Origin of the sequence: Roseococcus sp., from assembly GCF_965227005.1 — a bacterium.
Lineage (GTDB): Bacteria > Pseudomonadota > Alphaproteobacteria > Acetobacterales > Acetobacteraceae > Roseococcus.
This window is the reverse complement of the sequence record NZ_CBDDFJ010000010.1, coordinates 60,267-80,149: the sequence shown is the minus strand read 5'-3', so window position 1 is coordinate 80,149 and position 19,883 is coordinate 60,267. Positions and strand designations below refer to the sequence as shown.

The 19,883-nt window shown below is 69.5% G+C and carries 22 protein-coding genes; 12 read left to right on the top strand and 10 right to left on the bottom strand.

All coding sequences use genetic code 11. The annotated features are described in order from the left end of the window. Positions 1-10: 10 nt before the first annotated feature. The 5 genes from ACO057_RS05195 to ACO057_RS05175 all read right to left on the bottom strand — a co-directional run bounded on the left by ACO057_RS05195 (position 11) and on the right by ACO057_RS05175 (position 4,532). A protein-coding gene (locus ACO057_RS05195; protein ID WP_421989320.1) for an IS630 family transposase occupies positions 11-959 on the bottom strand; the annotation gives its coding sequence in 2 pieces (ribosomal slippage) (positions 11-622 and positions 624-959; 948 coding nt in all). 152 nt (positions 960-1,111) lie between these two features. Next, a complete protein-coding gene (locus tag ACO057_RS05190) occupies positions 1,112-2,053 on the bottom strand; it encodes a sugar-binding transcriptional regulator (protein ID WP_421989318.1) in 942 nt (313 codons plus the stop codon). A 120-nt stretch (positions 2,054-2,173) separates the two neighbouring features. Next, entirely contained in the window at positions 2,174-3,055 is an 882-nt protein-coding gene (locus ACO057_RS05185) for a nitrilase family protein (RefSeq protein WP_421989316.1), read from the bottom strand. Positions 3,056-3,080: 25 nt separating this feature from the next. Beyond that, the gene (locus ACO057_RS05180; RefSeq protein ID WP_421989314.1) at positions 3,081-3,851 is read right to left on the bottom strand and encodes a glutamine amidotransferase; all 771 of its coding nucleotides are present in this window, start codon (positions 3,849-3,851) and stop codon (positions 3,081-3,083) included. An 84-nt stretch (positions 3,852-3,935) separates the two neighbouring features. Continuing rightward, on the bottom strand, positions 3,936-4,532 hold the full coding sequence (locus ACO057_RS05175; RefSeq protein ID WP_421989312.1) for a cupin domain-containing protein: 597 nt from the start codon (positions 4,530-4,532) through the stop codon (positions 3,936-3,938). 112 nt (positions 4,533-4,644) lie between these two features. Between ACO057_RS05175 and ACO057_RS05170 the strand changes: the two genes are divergently transcribed. The 7 genes from ACO057_RS05170 to parE all read left to right on the top strand — a co-directional run bounded on the left by ACO057_RS05170 (position 4,645) and on the right by parE (position 13,421). Beyond that, positions 4,645-6,039 carry a hydantoinase/carbamoylase family amidase gene (locus ACO057_RS05170; protein ID WP_421989310.1) on the top strand — a complete coding sequence of 465 codons (1,395 nt, stop codon included), beginning with the start codon at positions 4,645-4,647 and terminating at the stop codon, positions 6,037-6,039. Further along, positions 6,036-7,031, top strand: a complete 996-nt coding sequence (locus ACO057_RS05165; RefSeq protein ID WP_421989307.1) for an ABC transporter substrate-binding protein — start codon at positions 6,036-6,038, stop codon at positions 7,029-7,031. The genes ACO057_RS05170 and ACO057_RS05165 overlap by 4 nt, the downstream gene beginning before the upstream one ends. Before the next feature lie 144 nt (positions 7,032-7,175). After that, positions 7,176-7,859 (top strand): M24 family metallopeptidase, encoded by a 684-nt coding sequence (locus ACO057_RS05160; RefSeq protein ID WP_421989305.1) that lies wholly within the window; start codon positions 7,176-7,178, stop codon positions 7,857-7,859. A 32-nt stretch (positions 7,860-7,891) separates the two neighbouring features. Then, positions 7,892-9,178 carry an NCS2 family permease gene (locus tag ACO057_RS05155; RefSeq protein ID WP_421989303.1) on the top strand — a complete coding sequence of 429 codons (1,287 nt, stop codon included), beginning with the start codon at positions 7,892-7,894 and terminating at the stop codon, positions 9,176-9,178. Continuing rightward, positions 9,178-10,767, top strand: a complete 1,590-nt coding sequence (locus ACO057_RS05150; protein ID WP_421989301.1) for an MFS transporter — start codon at positions 9,178-9,180, stop codon at positions 10,765-10,767. Before ACO057_RS05155 ends, ACO057_RS05150 begins: the two co-directional genes overlap by 1 nt. A gap of 63 nt (positions 10,768-10,830) precedes the next feature. Then, a complete protein-coding gene (dps, locus tag ACO057_RS05145) occupies positions 10,831-11,313 on the top strand; it encodes a DNA starvation/stationary phase protection protein Dps (protein ID WP_421989299.1) in 483 nt (160 codons plus the stop codon). 137 nt (positions 11,314-11,450) lie between these two features. Beyond that, the gene (gene parE, locus ACO057_RS05140; RefSeq protein WP_421989297.1) at positions 11,451-13,421 is read left to right on the top strand and encodes a DNA topoisomerase IV subunit B; all 1,971 of its coding nucleotides are present in this window, start codon (positions 11,451-11,453) and stop codon (positions 13,419-13,421) included. A 38-nt stretch (positions 13,422-13,459) separates the two neighbouring features. Here the strand turns inward: parE and ACO057_RS05135 are convergent, their stop codons facing one another. Both ACO057_RS05135 and ACO057_RS05130 read right to left on the bottom strand, forming a co-directional pair. Further along, a complete protein-coding gene (locus ACO057_RS05135; protein WP_421989295.1) occupies positions 13,460-13,939 on the bottom strand; it encodes a glutathione peroxidase in 480 nt (159 codons plus the stop codon). A gap of 1 nt (position 13,940) precedes the next feature. Continuing rightward, entirely contained in the window at positions 13,941-14,153 is a 213-nt protein-coding gene (locus ACO057_RS05130; protein WP_421989293.1) for a hypothetical protein, read from the bottom strand. An 89-nt stretch (positions 14,154-14,242) separates the two neighbouring features. Here ACO057_RS05130 and ACO057_RS05125 point away from each other — a divergent pair, with 89 nt between their 5' ends. Next, positions 14,243-14,575, top strand: coding sequence for a DUF1491 family protein (locus tag ACO057_RS05125; RefSeq protein ID WP_421989291.1), 333 nt, complete (start codon positions 14,243-14,245; stop codon positions 14,573-14,575). Here the strand turns inward: ACO057_RS05125 and ACO057_RS05120 are convergent. Beyond that, a complete protein-coding gene (locus ACO057_RS05120) occupies positions 14,568-15,350 on the bottom strand; it encodes a squalene/phytoene synthase family protein (RefSeq protein ID WP_421989289.1) in 783 nt (260 codons plus the stop codon). The genes ACO057_RS05125 and ACO057_RS05120 overlap by 8 nt on opposite strands. Before the next feature lie 97 nt (positions 15,351-15,447). Here ACO057_RS05120 and ACO057_RS05115 point away from each other — a divergent pair, with 97 nt between their 5' ends. Continuing rightward, complete coding sequence (locus tag ACO057_RS05115) at positions 15,448-16,086, top strand: superoxide dismutase (protein WP_421989287.1); 639 nt, start codon at positions 15,448-15,450, stop codon at positions 16,084-16,086. Positions 16,087-16,141: 55 nt separating this feature from the next. Here ACO057_RS05115 and ACO057_RS05110 read toward each other — a convergent pair whose 3' ends face one another. Beyond that, on the bottom strand, positions 16,142-17,023 hold the full coding sequence (locus ACO057_RS05110) for an alpha/beta fold hydrolase (RefSeq protein ID WP_421989285.1): 882 nt from the start codon (positions 17,021-17,023) through the stop codon (positions 16,142-16,144). Between the two features lie 4 nt (positions 17,024-17,027). Next, the gene (gene yajC / locus ACO057_RS05105; RefSeq protein ID WP_421989283.1) at positions 17,028-17,363 is read right to left on the bottom strand and encodes a preprotein translocase subunit YajC; all 336 of its coding nucleotides are present in this window, start codon (positions 17,361-17,363) and stop codon (positions 17,028-17,030) included. Positions 17,364-17,479: 116 nt separating this feature from the next. Here yajC and ACO057_RS05100 point away from each other — a divergent pair, with 116 nt between their 5' ends. From ACO057_RS05100 to ACO057_RS05090, 3 genes are read left to right on the top strand one after another with little or no spacing between them, the layout of a single operon-like run. Beyond that, positions 17,480-18,325: an ATP-binding protein gene (locus ACO057_RS05100; protein ID WP_421989281.1), complete on the top strand. Its 846-nt coding sequence runs from the start codon at positions 17,480-17,482 to the stop codon at positions 18,323-18,325. Then, on the top strand, positions 18,322-18,927 hold the full coding sequence (locus tag ACO057_RS05095) for a pyridoxamine 5'-phosphate oxidase family protein (RefSeq protein WP_421989279.1): 606 nt from the start codon (positions 18,322-18,324) through the stop codon (positions 18,925-18,927). Before ACO057_RS05100 ends, ACO057_RS05095 begins: the two co-directional genes overlap by 4 nt. Further along, the gene (locus ACO057_RS05090) at positions 18,924-19,880 is read left to right on the top strand and encodes an MBL fold metallo-hydrolase (RefSeq protein WP_421989277.1); all 957 of its coding nucleotides are present in this window, start codon (positions 18,924-18,926) and stop codon (positions 19,878-19,880) included. The genes ACO057_RS05095 and ACO057_RS05090 overlap by 4 nt, the downstream gene beginning before the upstream one ends. Positions 19,881-19,883 lie beyond the last annotated feature (3 nt).

Sequence of the window (19,883 nt, the reverse complement as noted above, 5' to 3'; positions counted from 1 at the left end):
CTAGAGCATTTCATGTTTTGATAGAAGCATAGCCAGCGTTGGCGAGATAGTTGGCGCACTCCGCTGGGGAGATCGTGTCGACGAGTGTGCCGACGTGTCGCCAGGTCTCTTCGACGGATCGCTTCTGTGCTGGCCGCATCCAATGCTTGATCTTGGCGAAGGCCTGCTCGATCGGATTGAGGTCGGGCGAGTAGGGCGGCAGGAACCAGAGCCGGGCTCCGGCTGCTCGGATGAGATCGCGCACGGCAGCCGACTTGTGGCTGCCGAGATTGTCCATGACGACGATGTCGCCGGGCCTCAGCGTCGGAACGAGCTGCTGCTCGCCCCAGGCGCGGAAGCAGAGCCCATTGATCGGGCCGTTGAAGACGCAGGGTGCGGTCAGGGTATCGACGCGCAGGGCGCCGAGGAAGGTCAGCGTCCGCCAATGGCCATGGGGAGCAAAACCCTTCAGCCGTTTGCCCTTCGGCCCCCAGCCGCGGATCGGCGCCATGTTGGTCTTGATCCAGGTCTCGTCGATGAAGACGAGGCGGCCGGCATCGAGGCCCTTCTGCCAGATCCTCCAGCGACGTCGACGGCGCGCGATGTCGGCCCGTGCCTGCTCAAGGGCGAACATCGTTTTTTTTGAAGCGCAGCCCCTCGCGCCGCAGGAATTGCCACACGGCATTGTGCGAGACGACGATGCCGCGCGCCGCCAGTTCCCCCTTCAGCCCATGCAGCGTCAGCTGCGGGTTCTGGCTGATCCGCTCGACGATGAAAGCGCGGTGCGGTTCGAGAACCCGTCGCCGATAGCCCCCGACCTTCGCCGGCGCCACCGAGCCCGTCATCCTGTGGCGTTGCGACCACTTCACCACCGACGAGACCGCGACGCCGAACCGGGCCGCCACGGATCGGCTCGTTTCGCCCGCCAGAACCGCCGCAACAACACGCTCGCGAAGATCGTTCGAAAGAGCTCGTGCCATAGATGCTGGCCTCCGCCCAGCCAGCATCTTGAATCACACTCTCAACCAAACCGGAATCCATCCCGATTCCGAATAGCGATGAAACGCTCTAGGGAGGCCGCTCGTCGGCCGGCAGTCTCTTGCAGCCGGCACGGCCCGTCATGGCGCCGCCCTCAGGCGTCCAGCAGCATCCGGGCCATGGCTTCGTCGGTGATGAGGCCGTTGACGAGGCGGCCGGCGAGGGCGGCGTGGATCGCGGGGCGCTTGCGGGCGCCGACGGCGATGCCGATGACGAGGCCGCGATCGCGGTCGGGAACGGGCGCCGAGGCGACGCGCGCATTGGTGGCGATGTCGAGCAGCCTTCCGTCCGCACCGAAGGCCCAGCCGATGATCTCGCCGACGGCGCCGGAGGCTTCGAGCAGCGCCTGCTCCTCGGCGGTGATGAAGCCATCGAGCCGCATCGCCGCGTCGCGCGCCATGTCGCCGATGCCGATGAAGGTCACCTCGGCCCGTTCGGCCAGCGCCAAGGTCGGCTTGATCATCGCCTGGGCATGCAGCGTCTCGCGCTCATGGCTCGACGAGGCGACGACCGGGAACGGCAGGGGAAAGGTGGCGCCGCTGATCCGGCCGGCGAGCGAATAGATCACACTGTGATGCGAGGTGCTGCCGTCGGGCAGGATCGAGCCGGTGAGCGAGACGACGCGATGCTGCGGGCAGTCGATATGCAGCATCTGGTCGACCGAGGCCTGCAGCGAGCGCCCGGTGCCGATCGCCATCACCAGCGGCGGCGAGCGTGACAGCCAGCGCTCCATCTCGGCTGCCGCGGCGCGGGCGATGCCGCCGAGCGCGCCGGGGGCGGAGGGATCGGACGGCACGATCTCGCAATGGCTGAGCTGGAAGCGATCGGTCAGCCGGCGTGCGAGGTCGAGGCAGGCGGCGATCGGGTGGTCGATGCGGATCTTGACCAGCCCCTCGGCAACGGCGAGCGAGACGAGGCGCTGCGCTGCCTGGCGGGAGACGCCGAGCTTCTGCGCGATCTGGTCCTGGGTGTTCTCGGCGACGTAATAGAGCCAGGCCGCCCGCGATGCGTCCTCGAGCCTCTCAGACGATACCATTTCGGCGCTGCTCCGCTGGTCCGGGACGACATAGCGCGCGGCCCGGGGCTGCCGGTTCGCGCAAGACCGCGGCAAGCTAGCGGCGCAGGCCCCCGAAAGTCCATGGGCAACGAAGCCTGCTCAGTACCAGCCGGGCTTGAGGCCGCTGCCGAGCATCTCGTCATAGACGTCGCGCCGGCGGTCGCGCATCACCTGGTTGAAGTCGTTCCAGTTCCGCTTGCGCCTGGCGTCGGCGAGATTGACCGTCGCGATCAGGATCTCCTCGCGGTCGGCGCTCGCCGGCCCGGCCACCGGCCAGCCGGTCTGGCCGACAATGAGGCTCTGGCCGATGAAGGGCTGGCCGCGCTCGGTGCCGACCCTGTCGGCGCAGACGACGAACACCGAATTGGAATGGGCGGCGCCCATGACGATGATATTGGCCATGGCCTCGCGCTTCGGGTCCTGGCCAGGGATCGGCACCCAGTTGGTCGGCACGCAGACGATCTCGGCGCCCTGCAGCGCCGCAAGGCGGAAGCTCTCCGGGAACCAGCAATCATAGCAGATATGGCAGCCGATGCGGCCGAACGGCGTATCGAACACCGGAAAGCCGAGATTGCCGGGCGCGAAATAAAGCGCCTCGTCGCCCCACAGATGCACCTTGCGGTAGCGGCCGATCAACCCGTCCGGGCCGATGATCACCGCCGCATTGTAGAGCAGCAAGCCGTCGCGCTCGGTGATCCCGGCGACGATGTGGACGTCGAGCCGGCGGGCGGCCGCGATCCACGCCTGCGACGAGGGTCCGTCGGGGATCGCCTCGGCCAGCGCCTGCGCTTCCGTGCGGCTCTCGAAGACATAGCCGGTGTTGCAGAGCTCGGGTAGAACGACGAGCTTCGCACCCTTGGCCGCCGCCTCCTCGATCAGCGCGATCGAGCGCTGCAGATTGTGCTCGACCGCCCCGATGAGCGGCTCCATCTGGATTGACGCCACGGTCAGCGGCGCTTCCTTGACGCGGGTTGCGGGCATCAGCGGCTCCTTCGGCGCGTGGCGCTCAGTCCTTGGCGACTGCCCAGGCGATCATCTGTTCGAACAACCGGCCATAGCCTTCCCAGGCCACGAATTCCGGCGGCAGCCAGTGCGGCCCGACATCGGAGGTCCACACGACCGTGCGGCCCTTGCCATGGCGGCGGGTGGCGAGCAGCGGCAGCGCGCCATATCCGGACGAGACGGTGGCGAGCACCTCGGCATCGTCCCGGGCGATCACCTCGTTGAAGCCGAGCAGTGGCGGCCACTCGCCGCCGAGGCCGGCGAGGATCGGATGGCCGGCAGCGCCGGTGACCACCGGCGTGAAGCCCTCGGGCACCTCGATGCGGTCGTCATAGGGGTGGCAGGTCACCGGCAGCACCGTCTCGACCGCGGTGCCGCGATAGCGGGCGGAGCCGTTGATGCCCTGGAAGCTCAGATAGCCGCCGAACATCAGCAGCGCGCCGCCGGCCTCGACATAGTCGCGCAGCGCGATCAGCCGGTTCGGCGTCCGCTTCGAATTCAGCCAGGTGTCGGGATGCAGCAGCAGCGTGTTGGCGCCGATATCGGAGAGGATGACGGCGTCATAGGCGGCCAGCGCGTCGGCGGTCTGCGGGAAATCGCGCTGCGCCTCGTGCGAGGGCATGAAGGTGACCTCGAAGCCGCGCTCGCGCAGCAGCGCCAGCAGCGGATCGGCGCCGGTGTGGAAGGTCACGGACTGGAACTGGTCGAAGCCCTTCACATGGGTCGCCGACGACATCCAGGATTCGCCCGCCAACAGTACTTTCAGCCCCGCCATCATAGAGATCCCATGCCTGAGTTTTTCGATCGCGGCGCCAACAGTCCGGAAAGCGCGCGCACTGTCAAGTCGCTTGAATGAGGTTCAGAAGGTTGGAGGCGTGTTGACCCAGAAGATGCTGGCCCGGGCCGTGCCGACATTGCGGTAGTGATGCGGCCGGTCCGATTCGAACACGAAGCTGTCGCCGGCGGCGAGGTGGAACTGCCGCTCGCCGACGCTGAGCTCGATCTCGCCGCAGATGAGATAGCCGACCTCCTCGCCTACATGGCGGATCGGCCCGGCACTCTCGCCACCCGCCTCGATATGGTGGATGTTGCATTGCAGGAGATGGCCGGATGAATAGGGAATGACCCGTTCGAGCGTGATGCCGTCGCCCTGGCGCAGGGGATCGAGCGCGATCATCGGGCGCGCGCCGGCCCGGAAGATGATACCCTCCTCGCCGTCGATTTCCTCGAACATCCAGCCGATATTGGTCTCCAGCACCTGCACCAGCCGGTGCAGCATCGGCAGCGAGGGCGACGCCTTGCCGTTCTCGATCTTGGAGAGCAGGCTCTCCGAGCAACTGGCGGCCTCGGCCAGCGCCTTCAGCGTCATTCCGCGGATCTGCCGCGCCAGCCGCAAGCGCATGCCGAGCCGCATCTCGGCCGTGGGGACTGCGTCCACCGCGGCCTTCGCCTTCATCGTCATCATCATTCCCGCGTCCATTCACCCGGGCGCAGAGCCCGGCTCCGGCCGAGTGTCGCCCCTTCGCGCGGATTTCGCAACGGCGTTGACAAGCGTTCAAGTCTCTTGAATGATCGCCGGCATCGAGCGGAGCCGGGGGGCGGCATCCGTCGGGGGACGGGGTGATGGCGCCGATGTCAGCAGGCTTTCCAGACGCCGCCGGCAGGGATGGTGCGGGGTGGTGACGCCTCGTGTCGACGGCGCGCGGCTGTTGGCGCGGCTCGACGCGTTCGCGGCGATCGGCGGCCTGCCGAATGGCGGCGTCGACCGACCGGCCTTCTCGCCGTCGGACCAGTCGGCGCGCGGGCTCCTCGCAGCGCTCGCCACGGCGCGCGGCTTCCATGTCGCGCAGGATGACGTCGCCAATCTGTTCATTCGCCGCGGCGCCGACGACGGGGCGCCGCTCTTGATCGGCAGCCATCTCGACAGCCAGCCGAGCGGCGGCCGCTTCGATGGCGCGCTCGGCACGCTCGCCGCCTTCGAGGTGCTGGAAGCGCTCGAGGATCATGGCGCTTCGACCGCGCTGTCGGTCGAACTGGTCGCCTTCGCCAATGAGGAGGGCAGCCGCTTCCTGCCCGGCGCCATGGGCTCGCGCGCCTTCGCCGCCCGCCATCTGCCGGATGGCGCCACGCTGGATGCCGCCGGGATCGCGCTCGACGCGGCCATTGCGGCGACCCGCGCGTCGCTGCCCGAAGCCACGCAGCGTCCGCTCGGCTTTCCGATCGCCGGCTATCTGGAACTGCACATCGAGCAAGGGCCGATCCTCGAGCGGGCCGGCCTGCCAATCGGCGCCGTGGAGGCGATCCAGGGCACGCGCTGGCTCGGCGTCACCATGCGCGGCGAGACCAGCCATGCCGGCACGACGCCGCTTGGCGCCCGCCGAGACGCGGTGGCGGCGCTGGTCGCGGCGCTCGGACGGCTGCAGAATGACGTCATGCCGGGCGACGATGCGGCGCGGCTGACGGCGGGCCGCCTCGGCTCGCTGCCCGATTCGGTCAATGCCGTCGCGCGCGAGGCCCGCTGCACGCTCGATCTCCGCCATCCCAGCGCCGATCGGCTCGCGGCGATGGAGGCGCATGCGCGTGCCGTGCTCGGCGAGGCGGCCGCGGCTCATGGCTGCGTCGCCGAGATCGAGACGCTGTTCGCGACGCCGCCGACCGCGTTCGACCCGGACATGGTCGCTGCTGTCGAAAGCGCCGCGGCGCGGCAGGGCCTGGCCGCCCGCCGTATGGTCTCGGGCGCCTTCCACGACGCGCTGGCCATCGCTGCGATCGCGCCGACCGCCATGATCTTCGTGCCGTGTCGCGGCGGCATCAGCCACAATGAGCATGAATTCGTCGAGCCGGCGGCATCCGTCGCCGGCGCCGCGGTCCTGCTCGACGCAACCATCGACGCAGCGGAACGACTGGCCCGCAGAGGCGCGGCGGCCGCTGGCCTGAACCAGAGGAAGAGGATCGGAACATGAGCATGACCCTGACGAGACGCACTCTAGTGGCGGGCCTCGCGCTCGCCGCCGGCCTGGCCTGCGCGCCGTTCTCCGCGCAGTCGGCGGAACTGACCAAGCTGACCTTCGTGCAGGAATGGCCGACGCCGGACGGGTTCTGGATCCCTTGGCTGCTCGGCGCCAAGAAGGGCTTCTATGCCGAGGAGGGGCTGGAACTCGAGATCGTCGTGCCGCCGACCGTCGCCGACACGATGAAATATCTCGGCACCGGCCGCGCCGACGTCGCCTTCACCACGGTGATGGATGTGATCTTCGCTCGCGGTGAGCAGGCGCCGGTCACCGCCATCGCCCGGTACGGCCGTGGCAACAACTGGGGCATCATCAGCCCCGAGGGCAAGCCGCTGACGGTCGCCGACCTCAAGGGCAAGCGCATCGGCATCTATAACGATGCCTGGACCAAGGCGCAGCTCGGCATGATGCTGGCCGATGCCAAGCTGACGCTCGACGATGTCGAGATGGTCGCAGCCGCCGACGACACCGTGCCGCTGCTGCTGCAGAACCGCGTCGACGCGATCACCGGCATCACCAATGCCGAGGCGACCGAGATGATGACGGCCGGCAACCAGAAGGCCGCCTTCCTGCCGGCGACCGAGCATGGCGTTCCCAACACGCCGATCTTCATGCTCGCCGCCAATGACGACTGGCTGAAGGCGCATCCCGACCAGGCCAAGGCCTTCTTGCGCGCCACCGCCAAGAGCATCCGCTATGCCAGCGAACATCCGGACGAGGGTGTCGCGGCGTTCAAGGAACTCTATGCCAAGGCCTTTGACGAAAAATACATCACGCAGCAATGGGCCGACACGATCCCGTTGTTCGGCGCGCTCGGCGATGATCTGATGGGGAATGACGAGGCCGACTGGACGGCGCTTCTTGCGGCGCTGACCAAGTTCGGCGTGGTCAAGGAGGTCGCAGCACCGTCGACCTATTTCACCAACGCCTATCTCGCCAAGTAACGCCTTCAAGCCGGGGCAGCGTTCGCAGGAACAGCCGTTCCCCGACGTCACACGGCCTCGTCAAGAAGGCCGATCATGCCAAACCCCGCCACTGGCCGCGTCCTCGCCGGCCGGTGGCAGCAACCCCAGCCGGAGCGCGTCGCCATGACCGGATCCACCACCGCCAAACGCATCGTGCCTGCCTGGAGCTACAAGCCGGGCCCGGATGTCTCCGACGTGCCGCCGCCCGGCCTTGCCAGGGCGCAGGCGCTCGCCCGCCAGGCTTGCGCGGTCGGCCTGTCGGCGCTGGAACCCGGGCGCAGCGAGGAGGAGATCGATCTCGTCGTCAGCGACTTCCTGGCGCAGAACGGCGTCGAGCATGTCTGGACGATCACCAATGTCGGCCTCGGCGAGAATACGAAGATTTGCTTCCCGACCAAGGGCCCCGGTCCGCTGAAGGCGGCGGAGCGCGACGTGCTGATGCTCGACGTGCATCCGATCACGCCGGACGGCCATTGGGGCGACTGCACCCGCTGCCGGGTGCTCGGCGACTGGCCGGAGGCGAGCCTCGCGCTGGCCGATCTCGAGCGCATCCATGCCAAGACGCTCGCTTTTTGCCGCCCGGGCATGCCGGCAGGAGCTGGTTCCGGCGGTCCATCGCACGGCGTCGCTGGCGCGGCGGGCGGGGCGGTCGCTCACACCGGCCGCGGCGGAGGTCGTGCTGGCGGCGCTGGCACAGCTTCGGCTGCTGCGCGATCCCGGCATCGAGGTGCTGACCGACCGAGCCAGCCTCGTGCGGCAGGGATGGGTGAGCCATCGGTGATGGCGGCGAATCCACGCGGCGCGTAACCTCGGCACGCCAACCAGGAGGTGCGCCGCCCATGGAGCGATTCTTCGGCTTCGCCGAGCACGGCACCAACGCGCGCCGCGAGATCGCGGCCGGGGCCACGACCTTCCTCACCATGGCCTATATCCTCGCCGTGAACCCCCAGATCCTGGCCTCCGCGGGCATGGATCCCGGCGCGGCCTTCGTCGCGACCTGCCTGGCGGCCGCGATCGGCTCAGCGCTGATGGGGCTGGTGGCCAACTACCCGATCGCGCTGGCGCCGGGCATGGGGCTCAACGCCTATTTCGCCTTCGTGGTCGTCGGCGCGCTCGGCATTCCGTGGCAGGTCGCGCTGGGGGCGGTTTTCCTGTCGGGCGTCCTCTTCTTCGCCATCAGCATGCTGCGCTTGCGCGAATGGCTGATCGGCGGCATCCCGCTCTCGCTGAAGCTCAGCATCCCCGCGGGGATCGGCATGTTCCTCGGGCTGATCGGACTGAAGAACCTCGGCATCGTCGTCGCCCATCCGGCGACGCTGGTGGGCCTGGGCGACCTCACCGCCGCGCCCGTCCTGCTGGGCTGCGCCGGCTTCCTGCTGATGGCGACCCTCGCCGCGCGGCGGGTGCCGGGCTCGGTGATCCTCGGCATCCTCATCACCATGGCGGCGGGCATCCCCCTCGGTCTCACGCAGTTCCAGGGCGTGCTGGCCATGCCGCCCTCGCTGGCGCCGAGCTTCCTGCAGATGGACATCGCCGGCGCGCTCTCGCTCGGCATCGTGGGCGTCGTCTTCACCTTCTTCCTGGTGGACCTGCTGGACAATGCGGGCACGCTGATCGGCACCGCCCACCGCGCCGGGCTGATGCGCCCCGACGGCTCGGTGCCGCGCATCGGCCGCGCGCTGATGGCCGATTCCGGCGGCGCGATGATGGGCGCCGTGCTCGGCACCTCCACCACCGTCAGCTATGTCGAGAGCGCGGCGGGCGTCGAGCAGGGCGGCCGGACGGGGCTGACGGCGGTGACGGTCGCCGTCCTCTTCCTGGCCGCGCTCTTCGCCGCGCCCCTGGCCGCCTCCGTTCCGGCCTTCGCGACGGCCCCGGCGCTGATCTTCGTCGCCTGCCTCATGGCCAAGGCGCTCAAGGACTTGGACTGGGGGGATGAAACCGAATACCTCCCGGCGATGCTGACCGTCCTCGCCATGCCCTTCACCTTTTCCATCGCGACCGGCATCGGTCTCGGCTTCCTCTCCTATGCGGGGATCAAGACCTTCACCGGCCGCGCGCGCGAGGTGCATGGGGCCGTCTGGGTCCTGGCGGGGCTCTGCGCGCTGAAATTCGCGGTCGCGTGATGGCCCGCCCCGCCGCCTTCGCGCCGCTGCGCCATCCTGCCTTCCGGCTGCTGTGGCTCGCCAACCTCGCCTCCAACACCGGGCTCTTCATCCAGAGCACGGCGGCGGGCTGGCTGATGACCAGCCTCGCCCCCGCCCCGATCATGGTCAGCTTCGTGCAGGCCTCCTCCATGCTGCCGGTCTTCCTGCTGGCGCTGCCGGCCGGCGCACTGGCCGACATCATGGACCGGCGCATCTTCCTCATCGGCGCGCAGCTGTGGATGGCGCTGATCGCGGCGCTGCTCTGCCTGCTCACGGCCGGCGGCGCGCTGGGGCCCTGGGGCCTCGTGGCCTTCACCTTCGCGCTGGGCGCGGGCCTGGCCATGACCTTCCCCGCCTGGGCCGCGACCACGCCCGAGCTCGTGCCGCGCGAGGACCTGGTGGGCGCCATCGCGCTCAACGGCATCGGCTTCAATCTGACGCGCGCGGTGGGCCCGGCGATCGGCGGGCTGGTCGTCGCCTGGTTCGGCATCGAGGCGGCCTTCGGGCTGAACGCGATCTGTATCCTGGCGATGGTCGTGGCGCTCTTCCTGTGGAAGCGCGAGCGCGTCACCCCGCGCATGCCGCGCGAGCATTTCCTCTCCGCGGTGCGGGCCGGGGCGCGCTTCGTCGCGGCCACGCCGGCCATGCATGCGGCGATCATCCGCGCCGTCGTCTTCTTCCTCTTCGGCTCGGCGGTCTGGGGCCTCCTGCCGCTGCTGGTGCGCGAGACGCTGCACCTCGGCCCCCAGGCCTTCGGGCTATTGCTGGGCTGCATGGGCGCGGGCGCCGTCGCGGCGGGCTTCCTGCTGCCCGCCGTGCGCGGGCGGCTGGACCGCTCGGGACTGGTGCTGTGGTCCTCGCTGCTGAGCGCGCTTTCGCTGCTGATCCTAGCCACGCTGCACCACTGGTTCTTCACCGGGCTGGGGATGCTGCTCTACGGCGTCGCCTGGATCTCGGCCGCCTCGACGCTGCAGGCCTCGGCGCAGATGGCCGCGCCCAACTGGGTGCGCGCGCGGGCGATCGGCATCTACCAGATGTGCTTCTTCGGCGCGATGGCGCTCGGCTCGGCCTTCGCCGGCTGGATCGCGGGCCGGATCGGCGTGGAGATGACCATGGCGCTCTTCGCGGCGAGTGCGGCCGTCGGCGCCATCGCCGTGCGCAACTGGCGGCTGGAGGGCGATGCCCTGACCCCGCCGCCCAAGGTGGAGATCGTCCACCCCGAACCCGCCGCGCCCGAGCTGAGCCACATGCTGCACGAGGGCGAGCACCGCGTGCTCGAGGTCGTGCGCTACCACGTCGCCCCCGCCGACCGCGCGAGCTTCCTTGCCGTCATGGCGCAGTGCCGGCGCGTGCGGCTGCGCGGCGGCGCCGCCACCTGGCGGCTCTACGAGGATGTCGCCCATCCCGAGCGCTGGGTGGAGCTCTGGGCCATCGAGAGCTGGGAGGAGCATCTGCGCGAGGCCGCGCGGCTGACCGAGCAGGACCGCGTGATCCTCGCCCGCGCCGCCGCCTTCCACAAGGCGACCGGCGGGCCGGAAGCCGCGCGCTATGTGAATGTCAGGGTTTGATATGCATCAATGGCGGCTGGCCCCCAGGCTTCCCATAGTGGGTGGACCAAGGAGAAGAATTCCATGACCAAGCTTGCCAAGACCCGCAACACCCTGGGCGAGAACACCCGCCTTTCCAGCGTCGGCCTGCTCAACGCGGCCCTCGTCGACCTCATGGACCTCACCAACGCCGTCCGCATGGCGCATTGGAACGTGAAGGGACCGCATTTCGCCGCGCTGCATGCCAAGTTCGAGGAATTCTACGACCAGCTGGGCGTCGCGTCCGACGACACGGCCGAGCGCATCGTCCAGCTCGGCGGCACGCCGACCGGCACCACCCAGCAGGTCGGCGCGGCGACGCGTCTCGCTCCCTACCCCGCCGATCTGAAGGACGGGATGGCCCATGTGAAGGCGCTGGCCGACCGCTACGGCGCCCTGGCGACGACCACGCGCGAGGCGATCGACGCGGCCTCCGAGGCCGGCGATGCCGACACGGCGGACCTCTTCACCGCGACCTCGCGGACGCTCGACAAGGCGCTGTGGATGCTGGAAGCCCATCTGGGCTGAAGCGATAGCTGCGGACCTCGCCGCGGGAGTTCCTGTTCATCTGCCTCTCAGCGCCGGCGGTCGAGCGCGCGCGCCGCTGAGGTTGCGAAGGACTCCGCGCCTCGGGTAAGGTCCGGCCCGGGGACAGCGAACACATCATGAACGATCTTTTCGGGGGACGCGGCAAGGCCGCCGTCTCCACAAGCTACAACGCCGCCGATATCGAGGTCCTGGAGGGGCTCGAGCCCGTGCGCCGGCGCCCCGGGATGTATATCGGCGGCACCGACGACAACGCGCTCCACCACCTGGCCGCCGAGATCCTGGACAACGCCATGGACGAGGCGGTAGCCGGCCATGCCGACCGTATCGACGTGGTGCTGGAGGCCGGGAACTGGTTCTCCGTGCGCGACAACGGCCGCGGTATCCCCGTCGACCCGCACCCCAAATTCCCCAAGCTCTCGGCGCTGGAGGTGATCCTCACCACGCTGCATTCGGGCGGCAAGTTCTCGGGCAAGTCCTACGAGACCTCCGGCGGGTTGCACGGCGTGGGCAGCAGCGTGGTGAACGCGCTGGCCGAAACCCTGGAGGTCGAGGTCGCGCGCGGCGGCGAGCTGTTCAAGCAGAGCTATTCGCGCGGCAAGCCCACCAGCAAGCTCAAGCGCGAGGGCGAGGTCCGCAACCGGCGCGGCACGCTGCTCCGCTTCAAGCCCGACCCCGAGATCTTCGGCGCCCTGCCCTTCCGCGCCGAGCGGCTGTTCAAGCTCTGCCGCTCCAAGGCCTATCTGTATCGCGGCGTCGAGATCCGCTGGCGCTGCGACGCCTCGCTCGCCACTGGCGACACCCCGGCCGAGGCGGTGCTGCACTTCCCCGGCGGGCTGTCGGACTTCCTGGCCACGGCCGTGGAGGGCCGGCCCGCCGTGGTGCCCGCGCCCTTCGCCGGAACCGCCGAATTCCCCAATTCCGCCGGCCGCGGCGAATGGGCCATCACCTGGCTCGACCAGGGCGAGGGCTTCCTCTCGACCTATGCCAACACCATCCCGACCCCGCAGGGCGGCACGCATGAGGCCGGGCTGCGCGGCGCGCTGCTCAAGGGCCTGCGCGCCTATGGCGAGATGAAGAAGGAGAAGCGCGCCGCCGGCATCACCGCCGAGGACATTCTCGGCGGCATGGCGGGCATGCTCAGCGTCTTCATCCGCGACCCGCATTTCCAGGGCCAGACCAAGGACAAGCTGACCAACGCCGACGCCCAGCGCCTGACCGAGAACGCGCTGCGCGATCCCTTCGACCACTGGCTCGCCGGCGATCCGGCCAATGCCGACAACCTCCTCGCCTATGCCGTCGAGCGCGCCGAGGAGCGCCTGCGCCGCCGTGCCGAGAAGGACACCCCGCGCAAGACCGCGACCCGCAAGCTGCGCCTGCCCGGCAAGCTCACCGATTGCTCCAGCGAGAGCAGCGTGAACACCGAGCTCTTCCTGGTCGAGGGCGACAGCGCCGGCGGCTCGGCCAAGCAGGCGCGCGACCGCGAGACCCAGGCCGTGCTGCCGCTGCGGGGCAAGATCCTGAACGTGGCCAGCGCCTCGGCCGAAAAGCTGCGCGGCAACCAGGAGCTGAAGGACCTCATCGAGGCGCTGGGCTGCGGCGTGGGCGACCGCTTCGACATCGCCAAGCTGCGCTACGGCCGCGTCGTCATCATGACGGACGCCGACGTGGACGGCGCGCATATCGCCGCCCTCCTCATGACCTTCTTCTACAAGGAGCTGCCGGAGCTGGTTCGCCAGGGGCGGATCTACCTCGCCCAGCCCCCGCTCTACCGGCTGCAGGCGGGCGACAAGAACGTCTATGCCATGGACGACGCCGACCGCGAGAGACAGCTCAAGCGGCACTTCAAGGCGAATCAGAAGGTCGAGGTCAGCCGCTTCAAGGGCTTGGGCGAGATGCCGGCCGCCGTGCTGAAGGAGACGACCATGTCGCCGTCCAAGCGCGTGCTGCTGAAGGTGATCCTCCCGCCGGAGGAGCGCGCGCGGACGGCGGAGCTGATGGAGGCGCTGATGGGCCGCAAGCCGGAGCTGCGCTTCAAGTTCATCCAGGACAATGCCGCGACCCTGGACGTCGAGTCGGTCGACGCGTGATCCGCTGAGAAGGCGATTCCGCCAGGCCGGCCCCCGCGCTAAAGCAGGCGCTCGATCGCGCCGCGGATCGCCTGCGGCTTCGTCGAGGAGCCGAAGCGCTTCACCGCCCGGCCCTGCCGGTCCACGAGGAACTTGGTGAAGTTCCACTTGATCGAGGAGCTTCCCAGGAACCCCCTGGCCTCGCTCTTCAGCCAGGCGAAGAGCGGATGCGCGCCCGGCCCGTTGACCTCGACCTTGGCGAAGACCGGGAAGTCCACGTCGTAGGTGAGCTTGCAGAAGCTCGCGATCTCGGCCGCGTCGCCCGGCTCCTGCGCGCCGAACTGGTTGCAGGGGAAGCCCAGCACCGCCAGCCCGCGCCCCGAGAGCTCCCTGTGGAGCGTCTCGAGCCCTTCGTATTGCGGTGTGAAGCCGCATTTGCTCGCCGTATTGACGATCAGCAGGACCTGCCCGCGATAGCGCTCCAGCGGCGTCTCGGCCCCCGTGATGTCACGGGCCGTGAAATCATAGGCCGAGGTCATCTCAGATCGGCTTGTGCGCGCGGTCCATCAGCCGCGTGAAGAAGCCGGGCTTCTTCGCCGGAGCCTCCGGCGCCACGACCTTGGCCGCCGCCGCGGCCTCGTCGCGGGCGCGCTTCTCCTTGTCGCGCATCCAGGCGTCCAGGCTCATGCCAGCCTTCGCCGCGCGCTTGGCCTCATAGCCGCGCTGGCCTTCGGTGAGCTTCTTCGGGTCCATCAGTCGCTCCGGGGAAATGCGAATTTCACCCCCTTGTGCCCATCGGCAGGGCTTGCGGCAAGCGGGGTGCAGCGCCTAACGCATGCCTCATGGACGCACGCGTCAAAGCTCACATCTGGGTCTCCATGGCCATCCGCATGTCGGACATGGCGGGGCGGCCCGCCGCCGTGCTGCGGAAGGGCGATGCCGATTCCGGCGGGATGCTCTGCGTGCTCGAAGGCCGGGGCGGCCAGGTCGTGCTGTCCCAGGCGCGCGACGCCTCCGGGCGGCCGGCCTGGGTGCGCGGGACCGGGCCCCAGCCCGTCGATCGCGAGACGGCCGAGGCCTATATCGAGCGCCAGGTGAAGCGCGATCCGGACCTCTGGGTCCTGGAATTCGAGGCGCCGGACTACGCGCCGCCCTTCGAGGCGCGGATCATCTGAACGAAAACTGCGCGGCCATCAGCACGGCGAGGCGGTCGCGCAGGCCCCGGCGGACCTCTCGGCCACCGGCCAGCCGCCGCAGATCGCGCCGCGCCAGGGTCAAGGGCAGGGCAGCCGCGATGGCCGTGCGGGGCAGCCCGCGCAGGCTGGGCGCCTCGGGCGCGCCCGAGGCGAGCTCGCGGATCACGGGCCAGGCCATGCCGGGGTCGGCGATGACGGCCTCGGGCACCACCAGATCGCCCGGCAGCAGGCAGCGCCCCTGCCGGGCCAGGGCCGGCACCGCCCGCAACAGCCCGCCCAGCCCATAGAGCATCCCCGCCTGTTGGAGTGCCGGCAGCAGCGCCACCGGCGCGTCCAGCAGCCGTCCGGCGACCACGGCGAAGCCGCCGGCCGTGCCGCGCAGATAGGCGTGGAGCGCGGCGGTGGAGGCGATCCCCTCCTCCTCCGTCTCGGCCTCGCGCGCCTCGGCCATGGCGATCAGCCCCTCGGCATCCAGCGCGCCCTCCCGGATGGCGGCGTGCAGGGGGGAGGCGACCTCGTGCTTGCGGGCAGGGCGGCCGTCGCGCGCCTCCTCGACGGCCTCGCGCCACCAGGTGAGGCGGATGAGGGCGATCATCGGGTTGCTGGCGGCTTCGCGCGCGCGGGCCAGCTCGTGATTGAAGGCGATCAGGGTGAACATCGCCTCGCGCTTCTCCGCCGGGGCGAAGAGCGCGCAGAAGAAGCGGTCCGGGTCGTGGCGGCGCGCGAGGGCGCCGCAGGGGGAAAGTTCGGGCACGCAAAAGCCCATGGCCGCAACCGTGTCATGGCGCAAGCGGTTGACGCCTCACGTGACCCTGCTTAGCTGCGGGGACCGCTTCCTCAGGAGAAACGCCATGGCCTTCAGCCTTCCCCCCCTCCCCTACGCCACCGCCGCCCTTGCCGCCCAGGGCATGTGCCAGGAGACGCTGGAGCTCCATCACGGCAAGCACCACAACGCCTATGTGACGGCGCTGAACGGCCTGATCGAGGCCAAGGGCCTGGCCGGCAAGTCGCTGGAGACCATCGTGGCCGAGGCCGGCAAGGCGGGCGCCGATGGCCTGCCCGTCCTGAACCAGGCCGGCCAGCATTGGAATCACACGCTGTTCTGGCAGGTGATGAGCCCGGCCGGCGGCGGCGACAAGCTGCCCGCGAAGCTCGCGGCCAAGATCGACAGCGACCTCGGCGGCCTCGCGGCCTTCAAGGAAGCCTTCAAGCAGGCTGGCGTGACGCAGTTCGGCTCGGGCTGGGCCTGGCTGATCATCGGCAATGACGGCAAGCTGAAGGTCACGAAGACGGCGAACGGCGCGAACCCGATCTCGACCGGCGAGGGCAAGCCCATCCTCGGCGCCGACGTCTGGGAGCACGCCTATTACCTCGACTTCCGCAACGTCCGCCCGAACTACCTGGAGAACTTCCTGAACAAGCTTGTCGACTGGAGCGTGGTCGAGAGCCTGATGGACAAGGGCGGCCTGCAGAGCGGCCAGACGGCCTGAGCCTTCACAGGGCGACATGAAGGGGGCGCGGTCCGCGAGGGCCGCGCCCCTTTTTCTATGGCGCCGCGACGTCCCGCAGGGCCCGGCAGAACTCTTCTGGCGCCTCCTGCGGCGGGTTGTGGCCGACCCCCGGCAGGATCCGGCGCTCGAAGCGGCCGGTGAAGCGGTTGGAAGGCTTTGCCGGCGGCGGGTTCACGCCATCCGAACCACCGTGCAGGTCGATGCTCGGCACGGTGATGGGCGGCAGCTTCGCCAGCGCCGCCTCGATCTCGTCATGCGCGGGATCGCCCGCGGCGAGCCCGAAGCGGTGCCGGTAGGACTGCACCACGACCGGCACATAGTCCTCATTGGCCCAATGTGCGGCGCTGGCGGCGAAATCCACCGCCGAGAAGCGCCAGCCGGGCGACCATTGCTGCCAGAGCAGCCGGCCGAACTCGCGCCGGTTCTCGGCGAGGCCGCGCGCCCCGCGCTCGCCATGCAGGTAATACTGGTACCAATGGCGCATCTCGCGCTCGGGCGGGGCCGGGTCGCCGCTGCGGGCGATATCCTGGATATTATAGCCGGTGCAGCTCACGAGGCCGGTGCAACGCTCCGGATGCAGGGCCGCGACGATGCAGGCGGCACGCCCGCCCCAGTCGTAGCCGGCAAGGATCGCGGAGGGGATGGCCAGCGCGTCCATCAGCGCCAGAAGATCGGCGCCCAGCGCGCCCTGCGCGCCGGAGCGGATCACGCCCGGCCGGAGCCGGGTCTGCCCGTAGCCGCGCAGATGCGGCACCAGCACGCGGCGCCCTGCTTCGGCCAGGATGGCGGCGGCGGCGTCATAGCCGCGCGCGGAATAGGGAAAGCCGTGGAGCAGGATGACGGGCGGGCCGCTGGCCGGCCCGTGCTCCTCGACGGCGATGATGGCCTGCGGCGTTTCGACGAACCGCAGGGCCATCGCCTCAGCCCTTCTTGGTGTCGTTCGCGGCCTCGGGGCGGATCACGCTGCTGATCGTCCCGCGCACCACGACCACGCGCACATTCGGCGCGATCTCGACATCCACCTCGTCGGAGGTCTCCTTCACCTGCTTGACCTCGCCGACGATGCCGCCGGCCGTGATCACGCGATCGCCGCGCTTCAGGCTGGTGAGCATGCTGCGATGCTCCTTCATCTTCTTCTGCTGCGGGCGGATCAGCAGGAAGTAGAACACCACGAAGATCAGCAGCAGCGGCAGCAGCTGCATGACCATGGCGCTCGCGCCGGAAGCGTCCTGGGCATAGGCCGGGGAGATCAACATCGTTCCTCGCAGTGTGATGACTATCCCGTGCGAATGGCCCGCATGCGCCCGCCCGTCAACAGTCCGATGATTTGTCTCTCTTGCGCAACGCCGCGCGCGGCGCTTCAAACCCTTTCATGGAAACGGAACTTCTCGCCCGCATCGCCGCCGCCCTGGAGCGCCTCGCCCCGCCGCCGGCCCCGCCGCCCACCCTCGAGGGCGCCGACGCCTTCATCTGGAAGCCGGAACAGAACCGGCTGATCCCCGTTCCCCATGTCAGCCGGGTCGAGATCGGTCTGCTGCAGGGCGTGGCGCGGCAGAAGCAGATCATCCTCGAGAACACGCTGCGCTTCGCCCGCGGCTTCCCGGCCAACAACGCCATGCTCTGGGGCGCGCGCGGCATGGGCAAGTCCTCGCTCGTTAAGGCGGCCCATGCCGAGGCCAATGTGCTGGTCCCCAACAGCCTGGCGCTGATCGAGATCCACCGCGAGGACATCCGCACCCTCCCCGAGCTGCTGTCCCATCTGCGCGCCCAGCCGCGCCGCGCGCTGGTCTTCTGCGACGACCTCTCCTTCGAGAAGGAGGATGCCGACTACAAGGCGCTGAAATCCGTGCTGGATGGCGGCATCGAGGGCCGGCCGGCCAATGTGCTCTTCTACGCGACCTCGAACCGCCGCCACCTCATGCCGCGCGACATGATCGAGAACGAGCGCAGCACCGCCATCAACCCCAACGAGGCGGTCGAGGAGAAGGTCTCGCTCAGCGACCGCTTCGGCCTCTGGGTCGGCTTCCACAACTGCGACCAGGACACCTTCTTCGCGATGATCGAGGGCTATGCCGGCGCCATGTCGCTCCCCATCTCGAACGAGGAACTCCACAGGGCCGCGGTCGAATGGAGCATCACGCGCGGCGGCCGCTCGGGCCGCGTGGCCTGGCAGTTCATCCAGGAGATGGCGGGCAAGCTGGAGGTGAAGACCACATGAAGTTCATCGAGACGCTCGAAGATCTGCACGGCCATTACGGCCAGCCCGGCGCGGCCTCCACCAAGAAGGAGGCCGACTGGTTCATCCCGGAATACCGGCGGATCATCGAGGCCTCGCCCTTCCTGGCGCTCGCCACCGCCGGGCCCGAGGGGCTGGACTGCTCGCCGCGCGGCGACCTGCCCGGCCAGCTCGTCCGCATCCTGGACGACCGGACGCTGGCCCTGCCCGACCGACGCGGCAACGACCGGATCGACAGCCTGCGCAACATCGTCCGCGACCCGCGCGTGGCGCTGATGTTCCTCATTCCCGGCAACGGCAATGCGCTGCGGATCAACGGAACGGCGCGGCTCACGGCCGATGAGGAACTCTGCGAGAGCTTCCGCATGGAAGGAAAGCTGCCACGGACAGTGGCGATCATCCGGGCCGAGACCATCTACTTCCAATGCGCCCGTGCCGTGATCCGCGCCAAGCTCTGGGACCCCCAGGCCGCCCCCGACCTGCCGACGCCGGGCCAGATCCTGGCGGCGATGACGAAGGGCGCCGTTGGTGGGGCGACCTACGACCAGGAATGGCCCGAGCGCGCCGCGAAGACGATGTGGTGAGGCTGGCGCCCTCCCGGAAAGATGCGAAGGGCCGTTTCCTCAATCCCGATGGCGGGACGGCGGGGCAATCGCTGCGCAACGTCCTGCGCATGATGCGCGAGCGCGGCGGCCCGCCCTGGCCGAACGCGCTCGTCGATCCCCCGCAGGCGCCGGCGCCGGAATTCGTGCCCCATGGCCATGCGAGCTTCACCTTCATCGGGCACTCGACCTTCCTGATCCGGCTGGACGACGGCACGACGATCCTGACCGACCCCATCTTCAGCGACCGTTGCAGCCCGCTCTCCTGGGCCGGGCCCAAGCGGGTGCGCCCGCCGGCGATCGCGCTGGAGGCGCTGCCGCGCATCGACGTGGTGCTGGTCAGCCACGGCCATTACGACCATCTCGACATCCCCAGCCTCAAGGCGCTGCACGCGCGCTGGCAGCCCGCGATCTTCACCGGTCTCGGCCATGCAGCGCTGATGGCGCGGCACGGCATTCCCGATGCGGTGGAGCTGGACTGGGGCGGCGAGGCCGTGCTGCCGGGCGGGCATCGCGCCACCTATCTGCCGATGCGCCATTTTTCCGCGCGCGGGCTGCATGACCGCTCGAAGGCGCTATGGGGCGGCTTCGCGGTGGAGCCGGCCTCCGGCGGGCGGCTGGCCTTCCTGGGCGATACGGCGGCCGGCGGGCATCTGGACGTGATCGGCCGGGCCTTCGGCGGCTTCGGCGCGGCGCTGATCCCCATCGGGGCCTATGAGCCCTTTTGGTTCATGCAGGCGGTGCACATGACGCCCGAGCAGGCGCTGGAGACGCAGCTTCAGCTGCGCGCGCGCACCGTCATCGCCATGCATTTCGGGACCTTCAAGCTGACCCAGGAGGCCATCGACGAGCCCGGGCGGCGACTGCTCGCCGCGCGTGGCAGTCAGGATTTCCGCCTGCCCGATTTCGGCGGGAGCATCACGCTCCCGTTGTGACGG